We start from the raw sequence: 12,902 nt of genomic DNA, 5'->3' as shown, positions 1-12,902 counted from the left end.
GGTGAGCCAGCGCCCGGATCGCGGGTGACATGGCCCATAAACCTCGTAAAACAAAGCCCACTGCTTGCACAGTGGGCTTGTTGACCAGTAATGCCTGGCTTACTGAGGGGAAACTTCGGTTTTTGGTTTACCGAAGTGCCATTCGTAGACCACGAACTTGAAGTCCTTCAGGTCGCCCTTGGCGTCGAAGCTCAGGTCGCCGGTAGGGGTCTTGAAGGTACCCGCGTGGATGGCCTCGGCCACTTTGGCGGTGTCTTCGCTCTTGGCCGCCTTGATGCCGCCTGCAATGACTTCAATGGCCGAGTAGGCCGGGAACACGAACGGACCGGTTGGGTCCTGCTTGTTCTTGGCGAACTCTTCAACGATGGCTTTGTTGGCAGGGTCGGTGTCGAAGGATTTCGGCAGGGTCACCAGCAGGCCTTCGGAAGCGCCCTGGGCGATTTGCGAGATGGAGTCGTTGCCGACACCTTCAGGGCCCATGAACTTGGCGTTCAGGCCTTTTTCCTTGGCTTGGCGCAGGATCAGGCCCAGCTCAGGGTGGTAGCCGCCGTAATAGACGAAGTCGACATTGGCTTGCTTGAGTTTCTGGATAATCGAGGAGAAGTCCTTGTCACCGGCGTTCAGGCCTTCGAAGACGGCAACCTTGGTGCCTTTCTCTTCAAGGGTTTTCTTCACGGCGCTGGCGATGCCTTCACCGTATTGCTGTTTGTCGTGCAGCACGGCAACGATCTTCGGCTTCACGTGGTCGGCGATGTAGTTGCCGGCCGCTGGGCCTTGCGCGCTGTCGAGGCCGATGGTGCGGAAGATCAGCTTGTAGCCACGGGAGGTGATTTCCGGGCTGGTGGCGGCTGGGGTAATCATGATGACGCCTTCGTCTTCATAAATATCCGACGCTGGCTGAGTGGAGCTGGAGCACAGGTGACCGACTACGAACTTGACGCCGTCGTTGACCACTTTGTTGGCGACGGCCACGGCTTGCTTCGGATCGCAGGCGTCGTCGTATTCCTTGGCTTCAAGCATTTTGCCGTCTACGCCGCCTTTGGCGTTGATGTCGGCGATTGCCTGCTTGGCACCCATGAATTGCATGTCGCCGTATTGCGTTACCGGACCGGTCTTGGGACCGGCGATGCCGATCTTGATGGTGTCGGCTGCGAACGAATGGCCGGCAACCCCAGCCAGGACCATAGCGGCAAACAGTTTGGAAATCTGCTTAGTAGCCTTATTCATAGTGCTCCACTCTTACTGTTGTATTTTTTATAGTTCTAGCGGCCTTGTGAGCTGCAGAACCGGATCAGATATCGCGGATATCCCCCCGGCATTGCCCTGGCAACTGTACCGGTACAGTGTAGAGCGCCGGTTGATCGCTTGAAAAGCTGGCAGCTGGGGGCATACCACCGCTATGTCGCTTAAATGAAAGAAAAAGACAGAATTGCGGCGGGTTCATATCAGCCTTTAAGGCATTCCTTGGCTTTCCTGGCACTTTCAATCGCTACCTCATTTGCTACTGGGTTTTTCTGCCTGGGTTACGAGGCTATGATTGCGCCGATTTTTTACTCAGGTGAACTCCCATGACGCAAGAACCTAGCACCCTCTATGCCAAGCTGCTCGGTGAAACCGCCGAAATTTCCTGGAAGGAGCTCGAGCCGTTCTTTGCCAAGGGTGCCCTATTGTGGGTCGACGCCGGCCTGGATCTGATCGAAGCGGCTGAGGGAATGGCCGAGGACAACCGTGAGAAAGTCGCCGCCTGGCTGGCTGCGGGGAGCCTTGGCGAAGTGTCTGCAACGCGGGCATTGGACTTGGTGGGGCGCGACCCGAGCCTGTGGGCGGTGGTCGTGTCGCCTTGGATCCTGATCCAGGAAAGGGCAGCGTAAGAATTGACCGCACTAAAAAGGTGCGCCTTTTCTACCTCTGCAAGTGTGTAGCGGAGTAACCGCCCGGCCGGTGATGGCATCTTGCCGTAGAGAAAGGTCACAGCCGACGGTGACGTAAACGTCACGGGAACAGTTGATACCGACCGGAAATCGAGGACGAATTGTTCCCGGGTGTGCCAGGGCGCTGGATTCAGCGACTGGACTGTCCATTCGAACGCTCGGTCTCAGCGAATTGACCTGACGATTGAAGGCGGGCCGATGCGCGCCGGCGCAGGGTCGTTCGGCGGTGGGGGGGCCGTGGCGCCTTCCACGCTGAATGGGTGAAGCGGGTTGCGCAGCGCAATGCCTTGAATCACGCCGATGATCTCGTTGAAGGGCACCGCCGGGCTGAGCAGGTAGCCCTGGATATAGTCGCAGCCATGTTTGAGTAGCAGCTCGAATTGCTCCTGGGTTTCCACACCTTCTGTGACCACCTGCAAGTGCAGGGTGTGGGCCATGCCGATAATCGCCTGGACGATTTCGCTGTCTGCTCTGGACCTCGGTATGTCCTGGATAAACGAGCGGTCGATTTTCAAGGTGTTGAGCGGCAAGCGCTTGAGGTAGGCCAGGGATGAATAGCCAGTGCCGAAATCATCGATCGCCAGGGAGACGCCCAACGCACGGATTTGCCGCAACAGCGCCAGGGTGCTGCTGATATTGCCCATCAGTGCATTTTCGGTGACTTCCAGCTCCAGGCGGTTGGCAGCCACAGCGGCGAAGCGCAGGGCGGCTTCGATCTCATCGGCCAGCTCGTCCCGGGCCAGGTTCAGCGCCGAGCAGTTCACCGCCATGGTCAGTTCGGTGTAGCCTCGGTCAGACAGCAGGCTCAGATCATGACAGGCCTGGCGCAGTACCCAGTGGTCAAGCTCCGCGATCAGCCCGTTATTCTCGGCGATGCCGATAAAGCGGTCCGGTGCCAGTAGCCCGTGCTGCGGATGCTGCCAGCGCACCAGGGCTTCCAGGCGCGTGACCTTGGCAAGCTTCATGTCGAAGATCGGTTGATAGAACAGCACCAACCCACTGCGTGCGCGCAGGGCAGCGCGCAGCTCTTCTTCCAACTGCAGTTCCAGGAACGCGCGGTTTTTCAGGTTGGAGCTGAAGAAGTGTAGGCTGTTGCGCCCGGCGTCCTTGGATTGATAAAGCGCCAGGTCCGCTGTTTTAAGCAGCTCTTCGCAGGTCTGGCCATCATCCGGGAACAGGCTGATGCCGATGCTGGTGGTCATCACCATGCGTCGGCCGGCCAGTTCGATGGGTTCTTTCATTTTCTGCATGATGCGCAGGGCCATATGCCGTGCTTCGTCGCGGTGATGGATATTGATCAGGATACAGAACTCATCGCCACCAAACCGTGCGACCACATCCTCATGGCTGCGTACCGAGCTTTTGATATGCCCGGCCAATACGGTGAGCAACTGGTCGCCGGCATCGTGCCCAAGACTGTCATTAATTCGCTTGAAGTGATCTATATCGAGGAAGATCACCGCCATCATCCCTTTATTTCGCGTTTTTTCTACGACTTTTTCCGCGAAGATCTGATTGAACCCGCGGCGGTTGAGCAAATTGGTCAATGCGTCGAAGTGGGCCACCTGCTGCAGCGAGGCGCGAGCCTGGTCCAGTTCGCTGAGCAGCGCGTTGACCCGGCGCAGGTCATGCTCCTTGTGTTGCAGTTTTTTGTCCGCCAGGGCTGCGCTGACACTGCTGCCGATCACCAGCAAGGTAATCACCGCCACCGACAGGCCCAGTTGAATCGGGTTGTTATCCACCGGCAGCGACAGGTCCGCATCATTGAGTACCAGCATTTGCATGGCGGCCATGCCAGTGAAATGCATGGTCAGGATTCCTGCACCCAGCACCAGGCTGGCGGCGTATTTGAGCAATTGATGAAAGACCCCGGCACCGTTGCGCAGGTACCTGGACAGCAGTAATGCCGCCAGGCTGGCACCGATGGCAATCGCCACCGACGCCATGAACAGCCGCGATTCAATGTACACCTGGGCCTGGGAGCGCATGGCTGCCATGCCCACGTAGTGCATCAGTGCGATGCCCAGGCCCATCCACACTGAGGCCAGCAGGTATTGATGGAGCCGCAAATGGGCATGACTGAGGGTTTGCATGGCCAATAGCGCAGCGATCAGGGCGATCAGCAGCGAAGCGAAGGTCGTGAGCAATTCGTAGTGAATAGCGACAGGGGCCTGGAAGGCCAGCATGCTGATGAAGTGGGTCGACCAGATTCCGCCCGCCAGGCAACCCGCTCCCAGCCAGCACCAATGACGGCGGGCGGTGGGGTCTTCGACATGGCCGACGCGTTCGGCCATGTCCAGCGTACCGAAACCCGCTGCACAGGCGACCAGGTAGGCGAGCAGCACCAGAAAGGGGTTATGACTGCAATTGAGTAATAAATGCCCGCTGTCTGGAAGGTCGGTAAAAAAATGCTGACCCAGCCATTCCATAGCTTATCCCGTCTTGAAGCCACGTCACTGCCAGAAGCGATGACCTATGACGTCGAGTATAGAAGCCTCGTGGTATTTGCCATGAATAATGGCACTTTGATTTCAATGATTTTGGCATGTCGCACATAGCGTTTGGTGCTAAGCGCTGATGGGCAATGCCAGTTCGAAGTGTTGCTCCTCTAGGGGTGCCAGGCCGAACGCGGCGCGCGCCGCATCGCAGTCGACATTTTGCACCCCCTGGCTCCAGGAAGAATCGAACTCGCGGCATACGCTGGAACGCTGTTCATAGATCGAGCAACTGGTTGCCTGCCCGACCTCACCTTCAAGGCTGCAACACCGTGCGGGCTTCTGGTCGGTACCGATCATCGCCACTCGGCTGGGGTTGATCTGCACCACCAGGTCATCGGGCACCGTACCCCCGGATGAGGCGCACTCACCCCAAAAGAAAGACACACGAAAGTATGAACAGCAGGCACCGCAATTCAGACACGGACTGGCTTCGGACATGGGCGTCATCGATAAGAAGGTAAGAGGGGGGTACTACGGAAGGCTCGCCATTCTATCCGTGCCAAGGCCATTGGGAAGGGGGGCAAGCACTTATATTTTTGTGGGTGAAATCCCGCGTTACCGGGCGAAATCATGCCCTATCAGCTTTACGAATCATTACAGACAACCGCTGCCAGCCTGATTATGTTGCAGGAACCGGGCAGGATGCGTCGGGCATCGCAGCTCTCATAACAATAAAAGAGACGGACCCATGCAGAACTCGACCCAAGCGGCGAATGCCTGGCGCATTCTGTTCCTGCTGTTCCTCGCCAACCTGTTCAATTTCTTCGATCGCACCATCCCCGCGATCATCATCGAGCCCATCCGTATGGAATGGCACCTGAGCGACTTCCAGCTCGGGATCATCGGCACCGCCTTTACCATTGTCTACGCCATCGCCGGGCTGCCGCTCGGGCGCCTGGCCGATACCGGCTCACGCAGCAAATTGATGGGCTGGGGCCTGTTCGCCTGGAGCGGGCTGACGGCGGTCAACGGCTTGGTCGGCAGTTTCTGGACCTTCCTGCTGGTGCGCATGGGCATTGGCATTGGCGAGGCCAGCTATGCACCGGCTGCCAATTCGCTGATTGGCGACCTGTTTCCCGCCCACCGCCGCGCGCGCGCCATGGGCATTTTCATGCTTGGTTTGCCGTTGGGGCTGTTGCTGGCGTTCTTTACGATCGGTGCGATGGTCAAGGCGTTCGACAGCTGGCGCGCGCCGTTCTTTATCGCGGCGGTGCCGGGGCTGATCCTGGCGGTGTTCATGTTCTATATAAAAGAACCCAAGCGCGGCGCGGCGGAAACCGTGCAAGTCTCCCAGGAGCGCGTCGACCGCCCGATCCGTCGCGTGCTGGCTGTGCCGACCTTTCTGTGGCTGGTGCTGGCCGGGTTGTGCTTTAACTTTGCCACCTATGCGTGCAACTCGTTCCTGGTGCCGATGCTGCAACGGTATTTCTTGATGCCATTGCAGGATGCGGCTGTCGCGACCGGTGTGATTGTCGGCTTGACCGGCTTGGTGGGCTTGACCCTGGGTGGCTGGATCGCCGACAAGATCCATCAGCGGGTCGCCAATGGTCGCCTGCTGTTTGCCGCGTGCAGCTTGATTATCTCCACAGTGACTACCGCCTGGGCCTTGCATGCCGGGCGTATAGAAATTGGCGTGTTTGTCGCGCTGTTCAGTGTGGGCTGGTTGTTTGCCTACAACTTCTACACCTGCGTTTATACGGCGATCCAGGACGTGGTCGAACCACGCTTGCGCGCTACGGCAATGGCGCTGTTCTTTGCCGGGTTGTATTTGCTGGGCGGCGGGATGGGACCGATCGTGGTGGGCGGGCTGTCTGATCACTTTGCCCATGCGGCAATGTATGCGGCGGGAGCGGAGCAGATGACTGAGGCTTATAAAGCCGTGGGGTTGCATGACGCCATGTACCTGATTCCGGTGGCGCTGTTCTTGACCATGCTGTTTCTGTTCCAGGCATCACGCAGTTTTGTGCGTGATGCCAAGCGCATGAAGGAAGGGTTGAGTGCGGTTGAGGTGCCGGCGGCTGCGGCAACGGCGTGAGACCGCGGTGACCCCTTCGCAGGCAAGCCAGCTCCCACCTTTGACCGAGTTGACTGAACCTTGCTCGGTCAGCTGTGGGAGCCGGGCTTGCCCGCGATGGGCATAGGTATCTACACAACTTCGGCACGAGGCTAAATCTGTGGCGAGGGAGCTTGCTCCCGTGACGGCCTGACAGCCGACGCTGATCTAGCTGACGCACCGCGATCCAAATGTGGGAGCTGGCTTGCCTGCGATGACGGCCTGCCAGCCGATGCCAATCTACCTGACACCCCGCAATCAAACTGTGGGAGCGGGCTTGCTCGCGAAGGCGGCCTGACAGGCGACACAGCTATACCGGGTACATATCCATTCCTGCGGTAACGGCCACTTAGGGTTCCGCTCTGACAGCGGGTCACTTTGGAAAAGAGCCCCAAAGTAACCAAAGGGCTCTTGCCCCACCACTCTGCACCTCGCCTAGGCTCGGTGTGCCCGTAATTCGCCAGTGATTTGGGGGGTCGCCGCCACGCGCCATCCATGGCGCGGGGCGGCTAAACCGGCATCCCTGCCGGTTTACCCCCCAAATCCCTGTCGAATTCCGGCCAGCGTGGTTTAACGGGGCGCCTGAGATCAAGATCAAGAGCGGCTCGCTTCGCATCGTGGTTACCGTTGAGCGCTATAGAGTTGTGTAGATACCTATGCCGCGATGGGCCCTGAAGGCACATAAAAAAGGCCCGCATTGTATGCGGGCCTTTCTTATTCAGGCAGTAATCAACCCGCCACCAACACCCGAATCGCTTCCAGTCGCAGTGCCGCTTTATCGAGCATGGCCAGGCCTTGCTCGCGCTGGTTGCGCAAGGCGACCAACTCGCTGTCACGCACGGTGGGGTTGACCGCTTGCAACGCGGTCAGGCGCGCCAGTTCTTCGTCGGTGTCTGCGGCCAGGCGCCGCTTGGCCTCGGCCACACGCTCGGCGTGGCGCGGGGCGATCTTCTCTTCACCGGCGTTGATGCGCGGCGTGAGCTGGTCGCGCTGGGCCTGTACGAACTTGTTGGCGCTGGCCCGTGGCACGCTTTCCAGTTGGTCGTTCAAGGTCACGAACGACACGCGCCCCGACAGGTCATTGCCATTGGCGTCCAGCAGGCAGCGCAGGGCGGCCGGTGGCAGGTAGCGGCCCAGTTGCAGCGAGCGCGGCGCCACCACTTCGCTGACATAGAGCAATTCCAGCAACACAGTGCCCGGTTTGAGCGCCTTGTTCTTGATCAACGCCACGGCGGTGTTGCCCATGGAGCCGGACAGTACCAGGTCCATGCCGCCTTGCACCATCGGGTGTTCCCAAGTGATGAACTGCATGTCTTCGCGCGACAGTGCCTGGTTACGGTCGTAGGTGATGGTCACACCCTCGTCGTCACCCAGGGGGAAGCTGGCGTCGAGCATTTTTTCGCTGGGCTTCAAGATCAGCGCGTTTTCCGAATGGTCTTCGCTGTCGATGCCGAAGGCGTCGAACAGGGTTTCCATATAGATCGGCAGGGCGAACTGGTCGTCTTGCTCGAGGATGTCTTCGACCAGCGCATCGCCTTCACCGGCACCGCCGGAATTGAGTTCCAGCAAGCGGTCACGACCGGTGTGCAGCTCCTGCTCCAGACGTTCGCGCTCGGCACGGGCTTCGTCGATCAGGGCTTGCCACTCGCCGTCGTCGGCAGCTTCCAGCAATGGCAGCAGGCGCGGGCCGAACTGATGCTGCAAGGCGTTGCCGGTCGGGCAGGTGTTGAGGAAGGCATTCAGTGCTTCGTGATACCACTGGAACAGGCGCTGTTGCGGACTGGTTTCCAGGTACGGTACGTGCAGCTCGATCACATGTTTCTGGCCGATCCGGTCCAGACGGCCGATACGCTGTTCCAGCAGGTCGGGGTGGGACGGCAGGTCGAACAACACCAGGTGGTGGGAGAACTGGAAGTTGCGGCCTTCACTGCCGATTTCCGAACAGATCAGCACCTGTGCACCGAACTCTTCATCGGCGAAGTAGGCGGCGGCGCGGTCACGCTCGAGGATGTTCATGCCCTCGTGGAACACCGTGGCCGGGATGCCGGAGCGCACGCGCAGCGCGTCTTCCAGGTCCATGGCGGTTTCGGCGTGGGCGCAGATCACCAGGACCTTGGTGCGCTTGAGCATTTTCAGTTGGTCGATCAGCCACTCGACCCGTGGGTCGAAGCGCCACCAGCGGTTTTCTTCCTCAATGTCCGGTTGCGCCTGGAAGCTGACTTCCGGGTACAACTCGGCGTGTTCGCCCAAAGGCAATTCGAGGTATTCATCCGGGTTCGGCAGGGGGTAGGCGTGCAGCTTGCGCTCGGGGAAGCCTTGCACGGCGGCACGGGTGTTGCGGAACAGCACGCGGCCGGTGCCGTGGCGATCGAGCAGTTCACGCACCAGGCGGGCGCTGGCTTCGCTGTCGCCATCGTTGACGGCGGTGAGCAGGGCTTCGCCTTCGTTACCGAGGAAACCCTGAATAGTCTTGTGCGCGGCCGGTGACAGGCGGCCCTTGTCCAGCAGTTCCTGCACGGCCTCGGCCACCGGGCGGTAGTTCTCGCTCTCGGCGCGGAAGGCTTGCAGGTCGTGGAAACGGTTTGGATCGAGCAGGCGCAGGCGCGCAAAGTGGCTGTCCTGGCCGAGTTGTTCCGGGGTGGCGGTCAGCAGAAGCACGCCTGGGATAACCTCGGCAAGCTGCTCGACCAGGCTGTATTCGGCGCTGGCCTTGTCTTCATGCCATACAAGGTGGTGGGCTTCATCGACCACCAGCAAGTCCCAGCCCGCCGCGAACAGCGCGTCCTGGGCCTTCTCGTCATCCACCAGCCATTCCAGCGCAACGAGTGCAAGCTGGGTGTCTTCGAACGGGTTGGTGGCATCGCTTTCGATAAAGCGCTCTTCGTCGAACAGCGCGACCTGCAGGTTGAAGCGGCGGCGCATTTCCACCAGCCACTGGTGCTGCAGGTTTTCCGGGACCAGGATCAGCACGCGGTTGGCACGGCCCGAGAGCAGTTGGCGATGGATCACCAGGCCCGCTTCGATGGTCTTGCCCAGGCCCACTTCGTCAGCCAGCAATACCCGCGGCGCGATACGGTCAGCGACTTCACGGGCAATGTGCAATTGGTGCGCAATAGGTTGCGCGCGCACGCCACCCAGGCCCCACAACGAGGACTGCAGTTGGCGGCTGGTGTGTTCCAGGGTGTGGTAGCGCAGCGAGAACCAGGCCAGCGGGTCGATCTGCCCGGCGAACAGACGGTCGCTGGCCAGGCGGAACTGGATAAAGTTGGACAGTTGGGTTTCCGGCAGGGTGACCTGCTCGTTCTGCCCATTCAGGCCGTGGTAGACCAGCAGGCCATCGACGTCGTCGACTTCCTGTACGGTCATTTTCCAGCCTTCGAAATGGGTGATGGTGTCACCCGGCGAAAACCTCACGCGAGTGAGGGGCGCATTCCGTAGCGCATACTGGCGGGTGTCGCCAGTGGCCGGATAGAGCACGGTCAACAAGCGCCCGTCCTGTGCCAGAACGGTGCCTAACCCCAGCTCTGCTTCGCTGTCACTAATCCAGCGTTGCCCCGGTTGATACTGCTGCGCCATGCTGCCTGACTCCCGCCGTGAAAAAGCCGACTATCTTAACGGAACAAGCCCCTGCGCCCAAGGACTCTGACAAAAACTACGCGGTTTGTGAGGTGCGCCGGGAGTTGAATCGACGGATGGCGGGCACTTGCGAGTGTCGACTGGGTCACAGCTTGGCACGCCGGTGCTCAAGTCGCCTTGCCACCCGCCGACAGCCTGTTGATCAGGAGAATAACTATCATGCTTCCACCCATGCTGCCCGTCAGTGTTGTGCCGGTCACGTCGCAACTCGATCCGGCACGCCAGAAGCCGGATATTCCGCCGGTGGTACCCGTTCAACCGGGCTCCAACGAGAGCACCATCGACCTGAAGAAGGGCGATGCCGAGCAATCGACCTTTTTGCTGCGCGAAGAACAACGCCGCCAGCAAGAGCAGCAGAAACGCCGGCGCGAAGCGGACGATGAGGCGCAGCAGCACTTGCCCATTCCCGGCGACCTGCTCAATGCGGACAACACCGTTCCCGTGGCGCCGCTGATCGAAGACGCGCCGCGCCAGGGCTTGTGGGTGGATATCGAGGTTTAGTCGCTCAGTTCAACCAGGGCCGTCATCAGCCGCTCGTGGAAGGTGCCGATTTTGGTCGATGCCCTGCATTTTGTCGCCCGCTGATTTGCCGTCGGGCGGGGCAGGCCGCATTATTGGGGCATTCCCGCCACGACGTAAGCCAAGCCATGAGTGACGATAAGCTGATTGACCTGAATGCAGAACGCGCCAAGCGTGTACACGACCTCAATGACAAGCGCTTGAATGAAGTGCGCCAAGCGTTTGAACAAGCCATGCCCTTGGGAAAAACCAAGAAGAAGTCGAAAAACAAACCGAAAAAGCGTTGAAACAGCCTGCATCCATTGATGCAGGTCAGTTATTACCCTTCTTTACGCCCCGTTACGGGCGACATTGATCCTGATCAATTTCCCACCGCGCCTTCTCCATTAACTTAGCCCTATCGCAACAGGGCAAGTGCAGGAGGCCGGTCATGTTTATCGATAATGTGGTTTTTGCCGGAGTGCTGACTGTAAGCCTCATGGTGCTGTTTTTTGTAGGGTTTGGATTTTTTATCTGGAAAGACGCGAACAAGCGTAAAAAACCTTAGGTTTTTCCGGATTACATGAGCACGCAAGGCATTTTGGGCGACTTCGGTCGCCCTTTTTTTTATTCTGCTTTTCTCTAACCGCGAATATAAAAAAAGGTGCGACCCTCGCGGATCGCACCTTTTTTATGGCCGGCTGGCTATCAGTTGCCCAATGCCTTGGACGCCAACCAGAACAACCCGGCCGAGAGGCCAACGGTGGCCGGCAGGGTCAATACCCAGGCCATCAGGATGGTCTTGACGGTGCCGCCTTGCAGGCCGCTCTTGTTGGCAACCATGGTGCCCGCCACGCCCGAGGACAGCACATGGGTGGTGGACACCGGCAGGGCGAAGATATTCGCGAAGCCGATCATGGTGGCGGTGGTGATCTGGGCCGACATGCCCTGGGCATAGGTCATGCCCTGCTTGCCGATCTTCTCGCCGATGGTCAGTACCACGCGCTTCCAACCCACCATGGTGCCCAGGCCCAGGGCCAGTGCGACCGCGAGGATCACCCAGAACGGGGCGTACTCGGTAGTAGCGGTCAGGTCTTTGCGCAGCTTGTCGAGGTCGGACTTCTCACGGGAATCCAGGCCTGGCAGCTTGCCGACTTTCTTCGCAGTGTCGTCCAGGCAGAGCAGGTAGCGACGTACTTCAATGCGGTGGTCGGCAGTCAGCGAGTGGTAGTCCGAAACGCCTTTCAAGGTACCCAGCAGCGCATTGATCGTCGGTTCGGTCTGCTGCGGGTTGCAGCGGAACTTGCCCGGCAGGTCATCCTTCACGCTTTTACCCAGGGCCAGGAACTCGCCCAGGGTCTCATGGTTGCGCTGGTAGAACTGGTTCAGGTGCAGGGTCGCGTCGCGGGTACGCTCGATCTGGTAAGTGGTGCTGCCCAGGTCAAGGACGAACTGCGCCGGCACGATACCGATCAGCACCAGCATGATCAGGCCGATGCCTTTCTGGCCATCGTTGGAGCCGTGCACGAAGCTGACGGCCATGGCCGAAATCACCAGGACCAGGCGGTTCCAGAACGGCGGGTGTTTCTTGTCGTCGAGCTTGCGGCGCTGGTCCGGAGTCTTGTGCATCTTCGACAGCGGGCGCCACCACTTCAGGCCGATCAGCACCAGGGCTGCGACCAGGAAGCCGGCCATCGGCGAGAACACCAGGGACGCGCCGATATCCACGGCTTTTTGCCAGTTCACACCGTCAGCCAGGGGGATGTCGTTGATCAGGGCATTGGCCAGGCCGACACCGAGGATCGAGCCGATCAGGGTATGGGAGCTGGAGGCGGGGATACCGAAGTACCAGGTGCCCAGGTTCCAGGTGATCGCCGCAGCCAATAAAGAGAAGACCATCGCCAAGCCGTGGCCGGTATTCACATTGATCAGCAACTCTACCGGCAGCAAATGCACGATGGCGTAGGCGACTCCGACACCGCCGAGCAATACGCCGAGGAAATTGAATACCCCGGAGAAGAACACGGCCAGGTGTGGCGGCATGGCTTTGGTATAGATGACTGTGGCCACCGCGTTAGCGGTGTCATGAAAGCCATTGATGAACTCGAAGGCGAGGACAAAGGCCAGGGCGAGCAACAGGCTCACTAGAACCCAAGCATCCAGTCCGCTGAATAAATCGATCATGAAGGTTTTCTGACCCGGTCGTAAGGGGGCGCGATTATGCCAGAAAACATCGGTAATCGATGCATTAGCTGCTCATCGGTAACAATCTTCATTGAAAAACCG

Annotated in this window: 10 protein-coding genes; 5 read left to right on the top strand and 5 right to left on the bottom strand. The window is 59.4% G+C overall.

Going from position 1 to position 12,902, the window contains the following annotated elements:
* Nucleotides 1–99 precede the first annotated feature (99 nt).
* The gene (locus tag TU73_RS09750) at nucleotides 100–1,227 is read right to left on the bottom strand and encodes a branched-chain amino acid ABC transporter substrate-binding protein (RefSeq protein ID WP_046071338.1); all 1,128 of its coding nucleotides are present in this window, start codon (nucleotides 1,225–1,227) and stop codon (nucleotides 100–102) included.
* A 341-nt stretch (nucleotides 1,228–1,568) separates the two neighbouring features.
* Here TU73_RS09750 and TU73_RS09745 point away from each other — a divergent pair, with 341 nt between their 5' ends.
* The gene (locus TU73_RS09745; protein ID WP_057012012.1) at nucleotides 1,569–1,871 is read left to right on the top strand and encodes a DUF2288 domain-containing protein; all 303 of its coding nucleotides are present in this window, start codon (nucleotides 1,569–1,571) and stop codon (nucleotides 1,869–1,871) included.
* Between the two features lie 224 nt (nucleotides 1,872–2,095).
* Here the strand turns inward: TU73_RS09745 and TU73_RS09740 are convergent, their stop codons facing one another.
* Together TU73_RS09740 and TU73_RS09735 are read right to left on the bottom strand one after the other, a co-directional pair.
* Complete coding sequence (locus tag TU73_RS09740) at nucleotides 2,096–4,360, bottom strand: putative bifunctional diguanylate cyclase/phosphodiesterase (protein WP_057012011.1); 2,265 nt, start codon at nucleotides 4,358–4,360, stop codon at nucleotides 2,096–2,098.
* Between the two features lie 138 nt (nucleotides 4,361–4,498).
* A complete protein-coding gene (locus TU73_RS09735; RefSeq protein WP_057012010.1) occupies nucleotides 4,499–4,867 on the bottom strand; it encodes a YkgJ family cysteine cluster protein in 369 nt (122 codons plus the stop codon).
* Nucleotides 4,868–5,117: 250 nt separating this feature from the next.
* Between TU73_RS09735 and TU73_RS09730 the strand changes: the two genes are divergently transcribed.
* Nucleotides 5,118–6,464 (top strand): spinster family MFS transporter, encoded by a 1,347-nt coding sequence (locus tag TU73_RS09730; RefSeq protein ID WP_057012009.1) that lies wholly within the window; start codon nucleotides 5,118–5,120, stop codon nucleotides 6,462–6,464.
* Nucleotides 6,465–7,211: 747 nt separating this feature from the next.
* On the opposite strand, the gene rapA is transcribed toward TU73_RS09730, so the two are convergent.
* Complete coding sequence (gene rapA / locus TU73_RS09725; protein WP_057012008.1) at nucleotides 7,212–10,058, bottom strand: RNA polymerase-associated protein RapA; 2,847 nt, start codon at nucleotides 10,056–10,058, stop codon at nucleotides 7,212–7,214.
* 219 nt (nucleotides 10,059–10,277) lie between these two features.
* Between rapA and TU73_RS09720 the strand changes: the two genes are divergently transcribed.
* The 3 genes from TU73_RS09720 (at nucleotide 10,278) to ccoM (ending at nucleotide 11,184) form a co-directional block, all read left to right on the top strand.
* Nucleotides 10,278–10,619 carry a hypothetical protein gene (locus tag TU73_RS09720; protein ID WP_057012007.1) on the top strand — a complete coding sequence of 114 codons (342 nt, stop codon included), beginning with the start codon at nucleotides 10,278–10,280 and terminating at the stop codon, nucleotides 10,617–10,619.
* 146 nt (nucleotides 10,620–10,765) lie between these two features.
* Entirely contained in the window at nucleotides 10,766–10,924 is a 159-nt protein-coding gene (locus TU73_RS29140) for a hypothetical protein (RefSeq protein ID WP_167347560.1), read from the top strand.
* Between the two features lie 143 nt (nucleotides 10,925–11,067).
* The gene (gene ccoM / locus TU73_RS29480; protein WP_017530457.1) at nucleotides 11,068–11,184 is read left to right on the top strand and encodes a cytochrome c oxidase subunit CcoM; all 117 of its coding nucleotides are present in this window, start codon (nucleotides 11,068–11,070) and stop codon (nucleotides 11,182–11,184) included.
* Nucleotides 11,185–11,324: 140 nt separating this feature from the next.
* Here the strand turns inward: ccoM and TU73_RS09710 are convergent, their stop codons facing one another.
* A complete protein-coding gene (locus tag TU73_RS09710; protein WP_003189291.1) occupies nucleotides 11,325–12,800 on the bottom strand; it encodes an inorganic phosphate transporter in 1,476 nt (491 codons plus the stop codon).
* Nucleotides 12,801–12,902: the final 102 nt, after the last annotated feature.

Source organism: Pseudomonas libanensis (genome assembly GCF_001439685.1).
GTDB classification, from domain to species: domain Bacteria; phylum Pseudomonadota; class Gammaproteobacteria; order Pseudomonadales; family Pseudomonadaceae; genus Aquipseudomonas; species Aquipseudomonas libanensis.
Note: the sequence above shows the minus strand (reverse complement) of the source record. Positions and strands in the feature narration are given on the sequence as shown.